Below are 19663 nucleotides of genomic sequence, written 5' to 3' on the forward strand. Positions count from 1 at the left end.
GATGAAGGTTGAGAAAAACAACGTCCAGGATATTTGGCCGCTGCGGCCGCTGCAGCAAGGGATGCTGTTTCATTATTTGCAGGGGGAATCCAAAAGTGAATACATGGAGCACCTTGTCCTTAGCCTGCAGGGGCAAGTCGATAACCGGCTGTTCAATGAGGCCTGGCTCGCTGTCTACCGTGCGAATGACGCATTGCGGTCCGTTTTCAAATGGGAGGGTCTCCGGTCACCTGTACAGGTGGTGCTTCGGAGCCGTGAACCGTTGCCGGAAATCTATGATTTCACGGGCGGAATTATCCCTGATGAATTTAAAGCCGTCATTTCCAGTGAAGATCAAGCGGCTCTGAAGCAGACGAAGAGCATAGAAGAACGGATGCAGCTAACTGCAGAAATCATTGGCAAACGGAACCGTACGATACGTTTCAACCTGACCCGGGAAACCCTAAGAATCGTATTATGTAAGTTCGACGGGGAATGCAGATTGTTCCTTACGTACCATCACATTGTGCTGGATGGCTGGAGTCTCGGCATTGTGCTGGAAGAATGGCTTCATGCCTACCGGGCACTCGCTGAAGATCAGGAAGTGTCCCTTTCAGCAAAGCCGGGAATGAAGGCTTACCTGGCTGCTGTCAAAAGCTCACGCGAACCGGAACGGGAAGCGGTGTATTGGGCCGATTGCCTGCGGGATTATGAAATAAAGCAACCGATACAGCCGTTCTACAAACCCCGGCGCTCGGGATTCAAACGGGTATCCCTGAACATACCGGAAACGGCAGCGGCGGGAATGCGGCTATTTTGCCAAAACAATGGCATGTCGGTAGCCACCTTGATGAATGGTGCGTGGGGCATATTGCTCCAGCGGTTCAAACATGTCGATGATATTGTATTTGGCTCGACGTTATCCGGCAGGGGCGTTAGTCTTACCGGCATCGGGCGTATAGTCGGGCTGTTGATCAATACGGTGCCGCTGCGTCTTTCCAGCCGAAGGATGGAAAGTGTTCTGGAGTATTTCGCGGGCGTTCATTCAGCAATCGCGGCCAGGCGTCCATATGAAATGGCTGGTCTGTCTGAGATCCGGGAATACGCTGGGATTCAAGGTACGGAGGAGTTATTTGATACCTTACTGGTCATGGAGAACTATCCGCTGGATAAGGTGCTGCTGGAGCAGCCGATGGCAGACTCAGTACCGGAAGATCTAACCGGGCAAGTTCCATTGTCGATCAGTTCCTTTGAAATGGTGGAGCACACTCATTATCCGCTTACTCTGCTCATTCGGGAGAGCAGCGGTTTCGAAATGGACTTCATCTATGATCAGGAAAGCTATGAGTATTTTGTGGTAAATCAGATGTCACAGTGCTTTGTGCAACTGCTGCATAATCTTGTCGCGCAGCCAGAGGTACTGGTGTCAGACATTAGGATCGCGGAGCCTGACGCACTAAAAATGAACGGACTGCTGTCATCCGCCGAACCCCTGAAGCAGTTCCGTGAACAATCTATTCCGCAGTGGTTCACCACGATGGCACGGAGCCATCCCCAGAACATTGCCATAATTCATGAGCAAGTCAAGTGGACCTATGCTGAGCTTGATCGGATGTCTGACCGGGTAGCCGCTGCACTGATTCGTCTTGGAGCCGGGCCGGAGCAATACATTGGAATCGAGTCTCGGCGGAGCCCGGAGACGATCATGGGACTGCTCGCGATTCTGAAATCCGGGGCGGCTTATGTGCCTCTGCACCCGGATTATCCCGAAGAGCGGATCAGGTTCATGATCGAAGATTCAGGAATGCGGCTTATGCTGTCAGACACGGATAGCCGGCTTTCTTTTATGAAATCCATGAATGTAGATACGCTGTGTTACCAAGATATCCTTGAGAAAGAAGACCCAGCACCGCTGGACAGCTTCCCTTCTCCGCATGATGGCGGACACCGTCTAGCCTGCATTGTTTATACTTCCGGATCTACCGGAAAGCCCAAAGGCGTAATGATCGAGCATAGAGGCATCGTGCGGCTGGTCAAGCATACAGAGTTTGTGAATTTCAGCGCCAGCGATGTGATTTTGCCGACATGTCCGTTTGAATTCGATGTCTCCAACTTCGAGATCTGGGGGGCACTGCTGAATGGAGCGTCACTGTACCTGATGGCTCAGGACAAGCTGCTGATGCCTCAGGTATTAAAAGAAACGCTGCTCCAGCAGAAAATAAGCTTGATGTGGATGACTACACCGCTGTTCAATCAATTAGCCAGTGTGGATGCTTCGCTGTTCCATTCCCTGCGTTATCTGATTATTGGTGGTGATACGTTGTCGCCAACGCAGATTAACAAAGTGAGACAGGCCTGCCCGGCTTTGGCACTCGTCAATGGCTATGGTCCTTCCGAGAATTCGGTGCTGTCCACCACATTTGCGATTGAACGGGAATATGAGACCAGAATCCCGATCGGCAGACCTGTCTCGAACTCCACTGCATATATTCTGGACCGGAATCAACAGTTTTTGCCTGTGGGAGCAATTGGTGAACTATGCGTCGGGCTGGAAGGCGTGGCAAGAGGGTATCTAAACAACCCTGAGCTGACCGAAGCCAAATTTATTCCCGATCCGCTTTATCCAGAGTACAGGATGTACAGAACAGGGGATTTGGCCCGATGGCTTCCTGATGGGAATATTGATTTTCTCGGGAGAGCCGACAATCAGGTGAAGGTTCGGGGATACCGGATTGAGCTGCAAGAAATCGAACATGAATTAAGCCGGCTGTCCGGAATAGAAGACTGTACGGTTATTATTATTCAGTCATCTGACCGGGAGAAGGAGCTGGCTGCATATTTTGTAGCGGGCGACAAACTGCAAGCAGGTTCGCTAAGAAAAGCGTTGCTGGAACGGCTGCCATCCTATGCGGTGCCTACGCGTTATATGCAGCTTGCTGCGCTGCCGCTGACGATCAACGGGAAAATTGACAAGAAGGCGCTGCGCAACCTGCCGTTCCCTTCCTCAGTCATCGGAGGTAAACCTGCAAAATCATTGGCCTTTATGGAAATCACGGTGCTGGAAGCCTGGAAGGAAGCACTAGGGGTGGAACAGATTAGACTTGATGACCCCTTTTTTGATATCGGCGGGAATTCGCTCCTGACGATCCGTATCAGCGATAAGCTGAATGCCTCCACCGGTATTGAGCTGTCGGTAACCGATTTATTCCGATATCCAACGGTCAGAGAGCTCGCCGCGTACATGGCCGCGAAGCAAACCGAAGGGAGCCCGAAGAACGACAACGATCATGTAGCTGTTCCCTCCCAAGTAGAGCAACAGCCGATGGAAGGCGCTTCAGCAACAACTAGTGATATTGCTGTTATCGGACTTGCCGGAAGGTTCCCAGGTGCTGCTGATCCGACGAGTTTTTGGCGCAATCTGCGGGATGGGAAGGAGAGCATTTCGTTCTTTTCCGATGAAGAATTACGCGCTGCGGGAATTGCCGAGACGCTGCTGCGTGACTCCATGTATGTGAAGGCCAAGGGGATGCTTGAGGATATCGAATACTTCGATGCGGAATTGTTCCATTACAGTCCGCAAGAGGCCGAACTTATGGACCCGCAGCTTCGCATTTTGCATGAACTCGCCTGGGCGAGCCTGGAGGATGCCGGATATGATCCCATGCGGTACCAGGATGCCATTGGCTTATTTGTGGGCGCAACGGTCCATTTGAACTGGGTAAACCGCCTGTTCGATTCGCTGGAGGACGATACAGAACGCTGGCGGGCGGCAAATCTTAATGTACATTCCTTGAGCATGCCCATCTCATATAAGCTCAATCTGAAAGGTCCGTCGTTAACCGTAGAAACCGCCTGTTCTTCGTCTCTAGTAGCGCTACATCTAGCCTGTAATTCCCTGATGCGAGGAGAGTCGGATCTGGCACTGGCAGGAGGGGTGTCGATCTCAGTACCCAAGAAATCGGGCTACACCTACCAGGATGGCATGATTAAATCGCCGGACGGGCACTGCAAAGCCTTTGATGCAGATGCCAAAGGGACAGTCAGCGGCGACGGTGCGGGTCTTGTGGTGTTAAAAAGGCTGGATCAGGCCGTTCGGGATGGCGATCATATCTACGCTGTTATTAAAGGATCTGCGATTAACAACGATGGAACGCGCAAGGCTGGATTCACGGCACCTAGTGTTCAGGGACAACTAGAGGTTGTGACGGCTGCATTGGAAGCCGCAGCCGTCCCTGCGGAATCCATCAGTTACATTGAGACGCATGGTACGGGCACCCCACTGGGTGATCCCATCGAGATCGAGGCCTTGTCCGGGTTGTTCCCCGCCTCCAATGGAACTGGAACAGCCATCGGGTCTGTCAAAACCAATATCGGACATCTCGATGCTGCTGCGGGAATTGCCGGATTCATCAAAACAGTGCTGGCACTGCATCACAAGCAGTTGCCTCCCAGCTTGCATTATAAGCAGGCTAATCCAGCCATCGGCTTCGACAAAAGTTCATTGTATGTCAATGCCACGCTTCAGGATTGGCTGCCGCCGGAAGGTTCGCCGCGCCGTGCTGGCGTAAGCTCCTTCGGAATCGGTGGAACCAACGCGCATGTCGTTCTGGAGGAGGCTCCGCTTTCCGTCGCGGCAGATCATGGGAACAGACAGAACCGGAGTGAGGGATCAACCGAATTGTTCCTATTATCCGCTGCGACAGAAGAAGCCTTGCTGCAAAAAACAGAAGACTTGCTCTGTTATCTCAGTTCGGCAGAAGGTCAAGAGCAACAGCTTGCTGATATCGCCTATACGCTGAATACAGGCCGTCAAGAATTGAACTGCCGGGTGGCATGGATTGCATCGGATGCAGCTGAGCTTGCTGCCGGCCTGCGTGCTTTCCAGAGCGGAACTCGCAACATTGCCCGTATCCGGGAGGCTGTGCATGTAGTATTCGCATTCCCGGGCCAAGGAACCCAGCATGCAGGAATGGCACGTTACCTGTATGATACGCAGCCGCTATTCCGGAGTGAAATGGATCGCTGTCTGGAGCTGGCCTCACCGATCTTGGCGACCGATTTGCGGTCCATCTGGCTGCCGCAGCGGGGGCCGGACTCGGGAGGGTCAACACTGCCGGCAACGACTTTGAAGGCTATCGACCAGACCGAAATTGCCCAGCCGCTGCTGTTCATGGTGGAGTATGCGCTGGCCCGGCTTTTGCAGCATTGGGGTATCTCACAGGCGGCTATGATCGGGCATAGCCTCGGTGAATACACGGCGGCCTGCATAGCAGGCGTGTTGACACTGGAGGAGGCTATCCGGCTGGTGATCCGCCGATCCTCGCTAATGCAGCAGATGGAACACGGTGAGATGATTAGTATTAGCCTGGGGCATGAGTGTTTGCTTCCAATGCTGGGCGAATGGCCCGATCTGTGCGTGGCTGCGACCAACAGCCCGGAACTCACAGTGGTCTCGGGACCGCCCGCATCCATTCGTGCCCTGTCAGCCGAACTGCGGCAAAACGGCCACGAGCCGTTCCGTCTGCAGGTATCGCATGCCTTTCATTCCGCGATGATGGAGCCGATGCTCGGCCCCTACAGCAAAGTGCTCCAAGAAATCAAATTGGCGGCTCCGGCAATTCCGTATATCTCCAATGTTACGGGTGAGTTCATCACAGCCGAACAAGCGGTGGACCCTGAATACTATGTGAATCATGTCCGGCAAACCGTCAGGTTCTCGGAAGGCGTGACAACGCTGGCGGAACAGCTTGAGCCTGTATTTCTGGAAGTCGGCCCGGGCCGGACGCTGGGTCAACTGATCCGCCGAAATCCGGGTATCAGCAGTACCAGTAAGATTCTTAGCATAGTACCCAAAGCCTCCGAGGCACAGGCCGCAGGTGTTCATCTGCTTCAGGCCTTGGGCGACCTATGGATGAGCGGAGTGGCTATCAACTGGGAGAAAGTATTTGAGAACCGCAAAGGACGGCGGGTTTCCCTGCCGGTGTACCCATTCGAGAAGCAATATTACTGGAAATATCAACAGGGGAAAGCAGAGAATATCCAACCGGACAGCTCGCTTTCCCGTAAACGTCCGGTTTCAGAATGGGCTTATGCCCCGGACTGGAGTGAGCAAGAGGGCAGTATGGAAGACAAACGTACTGCCTGCAACGGACAGACGGTGCTGTTGTTCACTGAGCGGAGCCTTTTCGCTGACCAGCTTACAGAGTTACTGGAGGAGCAAGGAGACCGCTGGATCAAGGTCTACCCCGAAGGGAGCTTTCAGAGGGAGTCTGCTGCTGAGTACACCCTTGATCCCGGCAACCCGGCCCATTATGCTCAATTGTTTGATGTGCTTGCCGAAGCCGGGATACAGCCGCCCGAACGGATCATTCATCTGTGGAGTCTCGGGTTGGAACAAGCCGAAACCTTGGTTCAGGCCCAAGTAGCGTCCGGTCGAAACGGGGAGAATCTTGCCGGCATTGAGGTGCTTAACCGCTGCCTGTACAGTGTACTGGAACTGGTTCGTGCGGCCGCTGTAGCCGCGCAAGGGAAGACGCTGGATCTTACACTGGTCACAAATCAAATGGAACGGGTCCATTCGAACGACATTGTAGATCCGCTAAAAGCTACCCTGCTTGGAGTAGCCAGCGTTATCCCGCTGGAGTATCCGCATATCCGGGTGCATACATTGGATCTCGACAAGGAGTCCGCCGCCGCGAATCCCGGACTTCTGCTGACACTGCCTTTCGAAGGGTCGGAGGGTAAGGCTTGCCCGCTTCCCACTCGGCAAGCGCTGCGGTCCTCACACCGATATGAACACGGCTTCATCCGGGTGCCCCTTCCCCGGAGAACCCTTCCGTGCGGCACCTTGCGCAAGGGAGCAGTGTACCTGATCACTGGCGGACTTGGCGGAATCGGCCTTGCGCTCGCCGATTATCTGGCTAGTCAATATCAGGCCAGGCTTGTACTGGTTAGCCGCAAGCCGCATCCGGTACAGGATCGGCTGGAGCAGTTAATTGTGAGCGGAGCACAGGTGCATGTGGAATATGCCGATGTCGCTGACCGAGCAACGATGGAACGCGTCATTTGCGCAGCAGCGGAGCGCTTCGGCCGGCTGGACGGAGTATTCCATGCCGCAGGAGTGCCGGATGGAAGCATGATCCACATCGCAACAAGAGAACAAATCGCAGCGGTGCTGCGGCCCAAAATCGCAGGTACCACAGCCTTATATGAGGTGCTTGCAGATATGCAGCAGCCACCGGCATTTCTCCTGCTGTTCTCTTCGATCAGCGGCACGTTCGGTGCTTTCGGGCAGAGTGGGTACGCAGCGGCCAATGCCTTTATGGACGGATTCGCCCGTGCACATGCCGGGGAGTCGTCTGGAATGCGCGTAGTCAGCATGGATTGGGATGCATGGAAGGAGACGGGGATGGCTGTTGAGGCTATGAACCGATTTAACGGGTCCGACAAAGACGATTTGGATACCCCAGCCTACAAAGAAGGGCTTACGGACCTTCCGCTGCGCATCTCCCACCCGCTGCTGACCTCCAAAAGTAATGCGGCAGGGGAGACGCAGACGGTTTATGTGTCCAAATTGTCGGCAGAGCATCATTGGGTACTGGACGGCCACCGGATGCTCGGTTCCTCCCTTTTACCGGGGACGGGTTATGTAGAGATTCTCAGGGCATCGTTTGAAGAGTTAACCGGAGATACCGGCCTGAACATTGTTGAACTGTTTTTTGTACAGCCGCTTGTGGTCGAAGAGATGTGTGAGCTAAGAACCGCATGGTCCAAAAACAGCAGCGGTTGGGAATTCTCCATGTCCTCCATAGGAGCGGCAGGAGAATGGGTACAACATGCCAAAGGCTGCGCGGAGCGCCTGGAAGAGCAGACTGATCGGACACTCAGCGACACAGAGCTCAATAAGCTCCATAACTGCCTACTGGCAGCAACGGTTCCTGTAGAAGCAGAACGATCCGAGGAGGGCGCGAAGGTACGCATGCAATATGGCCCTCACTGGAACAACATGCGCCGGTTCTTCCGAAACGAGAATGAAGCTGTTGCCGAATTGTCACTGCCAGAGGATCTGGCAAGGGACTCGGCTGATTACGGAGTTCATCCCGCTCTGATGGACCGGGCAACGAGCCTGCTCAACGAACAAACGGAGGACAGCCGTGCTTATCTGCCTTTTGCGTATAAGAACCTCCAGATTCTCCGGCCGTTTCCTGCTAATCTCTGCACCATTGTGCAAGAAGGGGAACAAAGTGAAGAAGCCCGGACGTATACCTGCCTCATTACTGATCTGGAAGGCAGTATACTCATGGAGATTGAAGAATATGTCATGAGAAAAGTCCGTGACCAGTCGCTGTCAGACAAGTTGCCTTTGGAACGCGAAGGAACGTTGCCTGTGGTCGGCAATTATCGGCTGGGATTAGCCGTACAAGGTGAACTGAACAGCCTGCATATCCTGTCTGAATACCGGATGCCTCCGGGACCGGATGAGGTAGAGATAAGAGTGGCGGCTAACGGCCTGAACTTTAAGGAAGTGCTGTATGCACTCGGTGTGCTTAAGCTGCCGGATACCTATGGTTTCAGCTTCGGCCTGGAATGCGCCGGGACGGTAACGAGGGTGGGGGCAGGCGTAACCGGTTGGCTGCCTGGAGATGAAGTGATGGCGATAGCCGGAGCAAGCTTGGGCAAATACGCGCGTGTGCCGGCAAGCTCGATGGTGCGCAAGCCTTCCCGGATATCGTTTGCTGAAGCGGCAACCCTGCCGATTGCATTTATGACAGCTTACTACGCGCTGATTATCCGTGGACAGCTCTCCTTGGGCGAGAAAGTGCTGATTCATACGGCAACAGGCGGCGTGGGTCTGGCAGCCGTGCAAATCGCCCAGTGGGCTGGAGCGGAGATTTATGCAACGGCCGGCACCGAAGAGAAACGAGACTACCTGCGTTCACTGGGTATCTCCCATGTGTACTCCTCTCGGGATCTTGCTTTTGCCGACCAAATCCGTGAGTCTGCCGGAACGGTAGACGTGGTTCTGAATTCCCTGACGGGAGAGGCTGTCGAAAAAGGCCTTTCCTTATTGGCCCCGCATGGCAGATTTCTGGAAATGGGCGTAAAGGACATTATGGAGAACAGCAAGCTGGGGATGCGGATTTTCGAGAAAGGAATTTCTGTGTCAGCCATCAGCATGGACAGTGGCCTGCGCGGCTACACAAAGCTTTTCCGCGAGATTGCCCGGCATGTGGAAGAAGGCACTTTTACACCGCTGCCTGTGATCCCCTACCGGTTCGCAGATACGGAAGAGGCTTTCCGGTATATGGCATCGGCCAAGCATATCGGCAAAATCGTCATTACCCAGGAACATGCTGCAGCTCAAAAGCCGGAGACGGTGCAGCTCCAGGATGGAATGACCAATGCTGAAGGAATGGAAGTGCTTGAGCATATTTTAACCAAAGTCATGAGTGCAGAGTTGTCCCACGTTCAGTGGCTGTTGTCAACGACCGACCTGAACACCCGGTATTCCTTACTTGAGGCTAACACGTCGGAGGGGATAAGACCTGCTAATAAGCCTCTTCCTGCGGGACGCAAGCGGAAACGGTCGGCTAACAGCACCGAATATGCACCACCGCTTACACAGACGCAGAAGAAGCTGGCAGAACTGTTCATGGACTATCTGGAGCTGGAGGCGATCGGGCTGCATGACAATTTTTTCGAAGCGGGAGCAAGCTCACTTGACCTGATTCAGATTAATGCCCAAATCAATGCTTTGTCCGTCAAAGATACCTCAATTGTCAAAATGTACTCCTACCCGACGATTCATCTGCTGGATGCCTATTTGTTCGCGGACAGGGAAGACCAGACGGACAAGAGCGAGGTTCTCAAAGATTCCGAAGACCGCAAAAGAAAAGCAAGCCGCTTGAAAACACTGGAGTCCATCAAGGGAAGAAGGTGACGTGATGAGTGAAGAGACCGCAGAGACCGGACTTGAGATTGCCATCATTGGCATGAGCGGTAAATTCCCGGGCGCGGATAATATCGAGGATTATTGGAATCTGCTGATGCAGGGCGCATCCTCCGTAACCCAATTCAGCTTCGAAGAGCTTCGGGAACAAGGGATTTCTCCAGAACGTTTGAGCCATCCTGATTACGTCAAAGCGAAGCCTTACCTGGGCAACGTATACGATTTTGATGCTTCTTTATTCGGATATGCTCCATGGGAAGCCGAGAACATGGACCCCCAGATCCGTCTGTTCCACGAAATTGTCTATCATGCGCTAGAGAATTCGGGCTATCACCCCGACCGCTATGACGGCCAAATTGGCATGTATGCCGGAGCCCCGCTCGACCTGAAATGGACGAGTGATCATCTGTCCCGTCACGGAGACGGAGAAGATGTGCTGGAGTCGGGCATCGTGTCGAGCAAGGATTTCTTAAGCCAACTGATTTCCTACAAGCTCAATCTGACGGGACCCAGCTACACCCTGTACACCGCCTGTTCAACCTCACTCGCAGCAGTCCATCTGGCTTGCCAGGGTCTCCTGCTTGGAGACTGCAATCTGGCCGTTGCCGGAGGGGTGACGCTGGAGCAGCCGGGCAAGTCGGGTTATCTCTACCAGGAGGGCACTATTTATTCTAAAAGTGGCGTTTGCCGCCCTTTCGACAGCCGGGCCGATGGCACCATCTTCGGAGAAGGCGCAGGCGCGGTGGTGCTTAAGCGCCTCTCGGAAGCTATAGAGGACGGCGACCATATCTATGCCGTGATTAAAGGCTCGTCGAGCAACAATGACGGGCGTCGAAAAGTAGGCTTTGCTGCCCCCAGCCTGGAGGGCCAGAAGGAGGTCATCCGCTCGGCCTGGAACCTTGCAGATATTGAACCGGATACCGCCGGTTACATCGAAACCCACGGTACCGGCACCAAAGTCGGTGACCCGATTGAATTTACCGCCTTACAGCAAGTGTTCGGGCAGGAGAGCCAGCACCGGCCCATCGGCTCGGTCAAGGGCAACATCGGACATCTTCATGCTGCTGCCGGGATTGCCAGCTTGATCAAGACCGCTTTGTCTCTGGAACGGCAGATGATTCCGCCGACAGCCAATTATGCTGAACCCAATCCGCTGCTGGAGATGGAGAAGTCGTCCTTTTACCTCAGCCGGGAACCCGTGGCGTGGCCTAGAGGGAAGCTGCCGCGCCGCGCAGGCATCAGTTCGTTTGGCGTTGGCGGCACCAATGTCCATCTGGTTCTCGAGGAGCCGCCAATCCGGGCGCTCAGTGAGCCGGCGGAGCTTCCGGCTGTTCTGCTTCTCTCGGCCAAAAGCCCTGCTGCCCTGGAGCGGATGCAAGGCGAATTGGCAGACCATTTGGAGAACAAGTCAAGCAGCGTACCGCTGGCCGATGTTGCGTTCACGCTGCAAATGGGACGGGGGCAATTCAAATACCGGTTAGCCTGCACTGCAGTGCAGACGGAAGAGGCTGTCCGCCTTCTAAGAGGTTCTGAAGGTGTTGGAATGATTCGATCTTCTCAGGAGCGTATCAACCGTCCGGTGGTGTTCATGTTCACGGGCCAAGGCTCGCAAGTCATGGGGATGGGCGCAGAGCTGTACCAGCGCCATCTGTCCTATCGCCAGGAAGTGGACCGGCTGTCGGAGCTGCTGCGGCCGAAGCTTGGCCTTGATATCCGCCGCTATATCGGTGTGGCGGAGGCAGAAGCTCTGACTCTTGCCGGCACTTCCTCCGATTCGGAGCTGGACCAGACCTGGCTCGCTCAGCCCGCATTGTTCGTTTTGGAATATGCGCTTGCCCGTGCCTGGATGAAGCTTGGTGTCCACCCTTCACACATGGTGGGACACAGCATAGGGGAATATGTTGCGGCAACACTCGCCGGGGTCTTCACCCTTGAGGATGCTCTCGATATTGTTGTGGCTCGCGGACGACTGATGCAGTCCGCTCCAGGTGGCATGATGTTAGCCGCAGCTATTCCTGCATCTGAAGCTGGCCGGTATGTCAGTGCAGACATATCGCTCGCAGCTATTAACCAGCCGGGGTTATGCGTATTCTCAGGCGACGAAGAAAAGCTGCGGCAGCGTCAGGAGGAGTGGAGCCGAGCGGGGATTTTCACGGCAAGGCTGAACACCTCTCACGCATTCCACTCTGCACGGATGGATGCCATTCTGGAGCCGTTCGGCGAGGTGCTCCGCTCCAAACACATGAATACACCCGAGCTGCCGTTCTATTCCTGTCTGACCGGTGAACCTGTCACTAGCGAGATGGCAGTAAATCCCGAGTATTGGACCGCGCAGCTTCGCGGGACGGTGAACTTCTCGGCGATGATCAGCGGCTGTCTAGCCAATGAGGACAATGTCTTCCTTGAAGTAGGCCCAGGCCAGACGTTATGCCGTCTGGCGAAAGCTCAGACCGGAAGTGACCGCCTCGTGCTGTTCAGCCTGGGAGCCACGGCAGCAACAAGTGAAGCAGTCGTTTTCGTGCAGACCTTGTCCCAGCTATGGCTGGCCGGGGTACCCGTCCAGTGGGAGCAGCTCTATCCGCCGCAGTCCCGCCGGCGGCTGCCCCTGCCTATGTACAGCTTTGACCGGCAGACCTATCTGCCTCGGCCAAAGCTTCCAGGGCCGCTCCGGGCGGCAACGGCGGAGCAGGACATTTCCTTGCTCTACCTGCCTGCATGGAAGCAGGAACCGCTCCCGGACGCACCAAATAATACCCGTTCGCATCCTCTAACCTGGCTCATTCTGCGGGGAGAAGGCCGTGCAGTCGAGCGATGTAAAGAACGGCTTGTTGAACAGGGAGACCGCTGTATCGAGGTGCTGGCTGCCGCGCAGTATCGACGGCTGGCACCGGATCTGATCGAGCTGAATCCGGTCCATGCCGGGGATTACCAGCGGCTCGCCGGTGACCTGCGAAGGGACGGCATTGTCATCGACCGCATTCTCCATGCCTGGATGCTGGAAGAGCAGCCGCAGCCCGGAATTCCGTCCGCTGCAGAGATGACGGGAGCAGCAGCAGCCGAGCGCGGATACCTGTCGCTCATTCATCTAGTCCCTGCCCTGGATAAGGATCTCTGCGGAGCGCAAGTCCAGCTAACGGTGGCGGCCAGCCGGATCTTTACGATCTTCGGAGCAGGAGGAGGTGAGGCGGAACGACGGGCCATCCTTGGGCCGCTCCTGACCTTGGGCCAGGAGCAGCCCGGCTGGAATGGCCGGCTGGTTGACTTCCAGCCTGAGGAGCCCGAAAGACGTCTGACAGACAAGCTTTGGCTGGAGCTCATGTCGCCCCCCGGCACTTCGATAGTAGCCGCTTACCGGGGCGGGACGCGGCTGGTGCAGGCTTTTGAACCATTTACAGCTCCAATTCAATTGGTCGAGCCTGCTATCTTCCCCGAAACAGCGGCAGCAACACCCGGGGAGGTTTATCTGGTTGTCTCTGCCGCTGGTGGCGCGGAGTTGATCCGCAGCTTTTTGGCAGCCCGGCCTGGTGTGGAGGTCATAGCGTCCGAAGGTCTAGGATCAGATCAGCTTCGTCAGGCCATTGCGGCAGCGGCTGGAATCTGCGGCCGGATTGACGGGGTGGTATACGAACCGGAGCTGCAAGCCTTGGAATGGCAGACACTTGCGGCGTTGTCTGCGGCGGCGAACCCCAAGGTTCCGTCGCCCCGCACCTTCCAGGAACTGAACAAGCTGCTGCAGAGCTGCGGTGCTGAGATCGGTTTTGGCTGGCTATTATCTTCCTTGTCTTCCGTAGTTGGCGGACTGGGCCTCACCGAACTGGCAGCGGCAGCAGGCGTGCTTGATGCCGCTGCGGAAGATGCGGGCAGCAGGAATATCCCCTGGCTGTCGCTGAGCCGGGATTTCATCCGCAGCACGGCAGCCCCGGGTCCGGGCATTACCCGGGAACAGGAATATGCCTTATATGAGCAACTGTGGCCGATCCGGGGACAGATCAGCCGGGCTATCATCTCTGCTCAGCCTCCAATATTCCGGTTGAAGATCGCCTCAGAGGGACAGCCGCTTCCGGCGGAAGCCCATCCCTCCGCCCATCCTTACGATGCTGCGGGCAGTCGCGAGCGCCCGGCTTATCTGGGAGCATACAAACCACCAGTGACGGAGCAGGAGGCCATCATCTGTGAGATTATCGCCGAACTGCTTGGAGTACATCCGGTAGGTGTGGATGACCATTTTTACGATTTGGGTGGACATTCGCTGCTGCTGACACGACTCCTGTCACGAATCAAGGATGTGTTTCGCGCCGAACTGCCGCTTCGTACCGTGATGGAGAATCCAACGGTGGAAGGGATGATCCACAGCCTGGTGAGCGAGTGGGGAGATGCCGGAACCGTAGCGGACATTGCAGATGCCTACCGGGAATATCAACGGCTGACCTATGAAGGTGTACAGTGAGCAGAATTCAGGACGGAGGAAGAACGATGGAACAGAGGATTGGCGTTGTAGGCTCAGGTGTGATGGGAAGCGGCGTAGCCCAGGTCTTCGCTCAAGGAGGGTACGACACGGTAGTTGTAGATGTATCCGAAGCGCAGATGCGCCGAACCCGGGAGAAGATCCGGGAGAGCCTTCGTTTTCAGAAAATGATGACGGGTGTGGCCCCGCGGGAACGTGCCGAGGTGGTGCTGGACCGCATCCACTTCACCCGGGAGATCGAAGACCTCGCTGCGTGTTCGTTCGTGGTGGAGAATGTAACCGAGAGCTGGGAAATCAAGCAGGCGGTATACGAACAGCTTAACAAGGTCTGCGCGAAGGATTGTATTCTGGGGGTCAACACGTCGGCGATTTCAATCACCCGAGTTGCCGCATTGGTGGAACGCCCCGAACGGGTTGTCGGGATTCATTTCATGAATCCGGTGCCGCTCAAACCTATGGTTGAGGTCATCAAAGGATACCATACCACCCCGGAGACGCTTCAGATGACGCAGGAAATGCTGGGAACCCTCGGCAAGCAAAGTGTAGTCGTTGACGACTCGGTCGGGTTTGTGACGAACCGGGCGATGATGATTTTTGTCAATGAGGCCATCTTCATGGTGCAGGAGCAGGTGGCTTCCTCGGAGGACATTGATATTTTGTTCAAACAGTGTTTCGGGCATAAGATGGGCCCCTTGCAGACAGCCGACCTCATTGGTCTGGACACCATTCTCAAGTCACTTGATGTGCTGTACGAAGGTTATAACGACAGTAAATACCGCCCTTGTCCCTTGCTCAAAAAAATGGTCGATGCCGGGCTTCACGGTATGAAATCCGGTCAGGGTTTTTATTCTTACAATTGATTACAGGAGGCTGATCCCTATGAATCATGAGGAAATCAAAGCACAGGTGACTACATTTCTTACCCGCTCGCTGCGTACCAAGGAACTTAAGGAGGACGATAACATCCTGGAGCTGGGCCTTGTGCATTCCCTGTTCATGATCCAGTTGATTATGTTCATCGAGAAGACCTTTCATCTGGAGCTGGAAGAAGAGGATTTGGATATGGACAATATCAAGACAGTCCGCGATCTGGTAGTGCTGATTGAACGCCATCAACCTACGGGAGCTGAAATCTAATGACTACGCCGCTAAAAGCGACCTCCGTCCCTACCGCCCTTGCCATCCGCCAGTTTGTTGACAAGCACATCCTGCCGCAGGCCGCCCAGATGGATCAGGAGCAGGAGATTCCGCGCGCATTGTTCACTGAGATGGCAGCCGAAGGACTTACAGGCCTTGCGATTCCAGAAAAATATGGGGGAACTGCCGTCGACTACGCTACACTTGGCGCCATTCATGAGGAGTTGGGCCGCGGATATGCCTCGGTGCAGAATGCCTGTACTGTGTTCGGCATGGTCTGCAAACCGCTGGCGCGATTTGGGTTGGAAGCCCAGAAGCAAAAATGGCTGCCCGCCATCGCGGCTGGCAGGGTAATTCCGGCGATTGCAATCACCGAACCGATGGTAGGCAGCGATATTGCCAAGCTGGAGACGGAAGCGGTTCAGGAAGATGGACAAATCATCCTGAATGGCCGCAAAAAGTATATCACGCTCGGGCAAACCGCCGATTTGTTCCTGGTGTTCGCCCGCTTGAACGGGCGCGGGGTCGCTGTACTGGTGGAACGGGGAACTCCCGGTTTGCAGATTGATCCAATGCGGGGGCTGATGGGGCTGAGAGCCAATATGGTTGCCGAGCTGACCTTCGAGCATTGCAGTGTGCCTGTGGATAATTTGGTTGGCAAAATCGGCTTCGGCTTCACTCATGTGGCGAACTATGCGCTGGACGAAGGCCGTTACACCACCGCCTGCGGCAGCGTCGGGTTGGCACAGGCCTGTCTGGAGCAAAGCATCCAGTATGCCGGTGAGCGGTTCCAGTTCGGTGAACCCCTACGCAAGCATCAGCTTGTGCAGAAGATGCTCAGCGAAATGATTACCGAGTCCAAAGCCGCCCGCGAGCTGTGTGCCGCCGCCGGGAGACTGCGGGAGCAGGGTGATCCGGCGGCCATCACAGAGACCTTGGTCGCCAAGTACCATGCTTCCAAAACGGCTGTCCATGCAGCAGATCATGCCCTGCAAATACACGGCGCTTCAGGCTGTATGAGCGGTAATCCGGTAGAACGGTTCTACCGGGATGCCAAGATTATGGAGATTATTGAGGGGACTTCACAGATGCATGAGCTGCAAATCGCACGCACCTTCCGTTTGTGACACTATGCCGCATCTTTGGCAGAAGGGTGAGGATCGGATGAACAATCAAGCAGACCTGGCTTTATTATTCCCTGGATCAGGGTCCCAATATAAAGGAATGATGCGGAGCCTCTATGAATCCTCGCGCATGGTGCAGGACACCTTGCATGAGGCAGATGACATTCTCGGTTTTGAATTATCCCGGCTGATGATGGAGGGCAGTACGGTGAAGCTGAACCGAATCGGGCATATGCTGCCGGCTATCTGTGCGGCGAGTGTTGCCCATTACCGCCTATACCGGGAGCAAGGCGGACCGCTTCCAGCCTACATGGCGGGACACAGTCTGGGCGAATATTCCGCACTAATTTGCAGCGGTGCCTTGTCCTTCAGGGACGGGCTGATGCTGGTCCGCTTCCGTGCCCGACTGGCGGAAGCGGTTATGGAAGCCACGGACGGCGCCATGAGTATTATGAAATCGGTTGATCCTGCACAAGTCGCATTGCTGTGCCTGAAACTGCAAGCCGAGGGGCGGGAGGTCAGCATTGCCTGTCAGAACTCCCGTAGCCAGATCGCGGTTTCCGGTCAAGACGCTGCACTGGTCGAGCTGGAGCAGCGGGTAACAGAAGCGTCAGATAATGCACAGATCAGCCACTTGATCGGAAGCGCCCCTTATCATTGTGCTCTAATGCAGCCGAGAGCCGCTGAAATGACGGAGGAACTGCTCAAGTATAACTGGAGCCTTCCGGCATGTCAGCTTCTGTCCAATGTAACCGGACGGCCTTATACATCTATCCAGGAGATGCAGGGGCTGCTGGCGCAGCAGCTATACAAACCGGTGCTGTGGCAGAACTCCATCATGTATCTGCTGGAGAACGGTGTTCAGACATTCATTGAAATGGGTCCGCAAAACATCCTCAAAACACTGATGCCCGAAATTTCTGAGCAGACCCGTGTATATGCCCATGATGAAAAGGTGGACCGGATGACCATTAGAGATCACATAGCCGCTTCTTCATTCACTCCTGTGCCCAGGCACAAGGCTGAGACAAGCCCGCCTGCCGCAGATTTGCGGCTTAAAGCAATAAGTATGTGTCTCACCCATGCCATGACCACCCGCAATAACAACCAGGCTGATGTTCCGGTTATGCCGTCCTTGGAGCTGTATACGCAAGTCAAACAGATGAAGCATGAGCTTGATCAAGGGGAAATAGCACTTGGAGAAGAGCATGTTGCCCTGGCAATATCCATGCTGCAGGCCGTGTTTGAAGATAAGCGTACCCCGGACAGTGAACGGGAGGTTCGATGGCTGCAGATCAAGGAAAAGACCGGTGTGGAGCGGCAAGCAGAGATTACTGCCATTGCAAGGAGGGAACCGGAATGAGTCTGCCTACTGTAGAGAACGAATTGCTGCATACGCTGCGCGGCTTTAACGATACCGCTGCGCCATATTCACAGGACACCACCATTGTCCAGCAGTTTGAAGCACGCGTGGCGGAGCAGCCGCTCGCACCTGCTGTATACGTGAAGGAGGCAATCTACACTTACGGGGAATTGAACCGTGCGGCGAACCGGCTGGCTCATGCGCTACGGTCAAGCGGTGCCGGAAACGGGTCGATTGTCGCTTTAATGCTTGAACGTTCTTTTGACATGCTGGTTGCCATATACGGAGTACTCAAAGCCGGAGCCGCGTATTTGCCGCTGGATCTGGAGAGTCCGCCTATGAGGCTGCAGACCATGCTGTCTGACAGCGCCCCGGGCTGGGTCATTACGGAGGGAGGCGTTTCCCGTCCGTCTGTGCTGCCTGCAACAGCAGAATGGGTCCCGCTAGATAGTCTGGCAGACCGTGATCTGCCCGAGACGAATCTGCCGGACGGACCAGAGCCAGGTGACCTGGCTTATGTAATTTATACTTCCGGTTCCACCGGCAACCCCAAGGGTGTGCTTGTGGAACATGATGCCTTGACCAACCGGATCGAATGGATGCAAAAAACCTTCCCCATTACCCACAAAGATATCCTGTTCCAAAAAACAGTATATACGTTTGATGTCTCGGTCTGGGAACTGGTCTGGTGGTCAACCGCTGGCGCTGCGCTCTGTCTTCTGCAGCCTCGCAAAGAGAATGATCCGCGCATGTTCGTGAGACTGATCGAGAAAACAGGGATCACTGTCATTCATTTTGTTCCCTCCGTATTGCGTTTGTTCCTTGAATATATCGGCAGCGATTTTGCACTGGAACGCTTGCGCAGCCTGCGTTATGTCTTTTGCAGCGGAGAAGCGTTGACCGTCCCGCTGGTCAGTCAGTTCTATCATACCTTCCCGCCCGGACAAGAAGTGAAGTTGATCAATCTCTATGGTCCTACGGAAGCGGCGATTGATGTCACCTATCATGTCTGTGAACGGGATGCTCTGGACCAGCCAGTTCCCATCGGACGCCCCATTGACAACATCCGCTTGTATATTCTGAGGGATGATTTGACGCTTGCATCCATTGGAGAGACGGGACAGCTATATATCTCAGGTGTGGGTCTGGCACGCGGATATCTGAACCAGCCACAGCTAACGCTGGAGAGATTCGTGCCCAATCCCTATGAACCCGGACAGCGCATGTACCGTACAGGCGATCTCGCCTCATGGACTATGGAGGGGGAGGTCATGTACGCCGGACGGGAGGACGATCAGATCAAGCTGCGGGGACTCCGCATTGAGCTGGGTGAAGTGGAGAGCTGTTTGCTCCGTGCAGCCCATGTAAAAACCGCCGTTGCCGGGGTGCGCATAGGGGATGCCGGGGAACAATTCCTAACCGCCTTTGTGGTTGCGGCTGCGGCTGCAGATGCGGAGCCCATTCGGGAACAGGACAAGCTGCGGGCGCTGCGCGCCGAGCTTGCTATGTATTTGCCTGCGTATGCGATTCCGACAGAGATCATCTGGATGGATGAAATTCCACTGAAACCAAACGGCAAGGCAGACCGGAGCCTCCTGCTTGCCATCCACGGAGGTAAGGCCGCACAAAGCTAAGGGGGCGGAACG

Annotated in this window: 7 protein-coding genes; all 7 read left to right on the top strand. The window is 55.1% G+C overall.

Annotated features, from left to right (window positions below; translation table 11 throughout):
• Position 1 precedes the first annotated feature (1 nt).
• From ACAN56_RS01135 to ACAN56_RS01165, 7 genes are read left to right on the top strand one after another with little or no spacing between them, the layout of a single operon-like run.
• Positions 2–9919 carry an amino acid adenylation domain-containing protein gene (locus ACAN56_RS01135; RefSeq protein WP_379139865.1) on the top strand — a complete coding sequence of 3306 codons (9918 nt, stop codon included), beginning with the start codon at positions 2–4 and terminating at the stop codon, positions 9917–9919.
• 4 nt (positions 9920–9923) lie between these two features.
• On the top strand, positions 9924–14375 hold the full coding sequence (locus ACAN56_RS01140; RefSeq protein ID WP_379139867.1) for a type I polyketide synthase: 4452 nt from the start codon (positions 9924–9926) through the stop codon (positions 14373–14375).
• Between the two features lie 26 nt (positions 14376–14401).
• Positions 14402–15253 carry a 3-hydroxyacyl-CoA dehydrogenase family protein gene (locus tag ACAN56_RS01145; protein WP_379139869.1) on the top strand — a complete coding sequence of 284 codons (852 nt, stop codon included), beginning with the start codon at positions 14402–14404 and terminating at the stop codon, positions 15251–15253.
• A 19-nt stretch (positions 15254–15272) separates the two neighbouring features.
• The gene (locus ACAN56_RS01150; RefSeq protein ID WP_209993038.1) at positions 15273–15530 is read left to right on the top strand and encodes an acyl carrier protein; all 258 of its coding nucleotides are present in this window, start codon (positions 15273–15275) and stop codon (positions 15528–15530) included.
• Complete coding sequence (locus tag ACAN56_RS01155) at positions 15530–16657, top strand: acyl-CoA dehydrogenase family protein (RefSeq protein ID WP_379139872.1); 1128 nt, start codon at positions 15530–15532, stop codon at positions 16655–16657. Before ACAN56_RS01150 ends, ACAN56_RS01155 begins: the two co-directional genes overlap by 1 nt.
• A 37-nt stretch (positions 16658–16694) precedes the next feature.
• Positions 16695–18017, top strand: a complete 1323-nt coding sequence (locus tag ACAN56_RS01160; protein ID WP_379139874.1) for an ACP S-malonyltransferase — start codon at positions 16695–16697, stop codon at positions 18015–18017.
• The gene (locus ACAN56_RS01165) at positions 18014–19651 is read left to right on the top strand and encodes a non-ribosomal peptide synthetase (RefSeq protein WP_379139876.1); all 1638 of its coding nucleotides are present in this window, start codon (positions 18014–18016) and stop codon (positions 19649–19651) included. The genes ACAN56_RS01160 and ACAN56_RS01165 overlap by 4 nt, the downstream gene beginning before the upstream one ends.
• Positions 19652–19663 lie beyond the last annotated feature (12 nt).

Origin of the sequence: Paenibacillus paludis (assembly GCF_042610515.1) — a bacterium.
Classification (GTDB): Bacteria; Bacillota; Bacilli; order Paenibacillales; family Paenibacillaceae; genus Paenibacillus_AQ.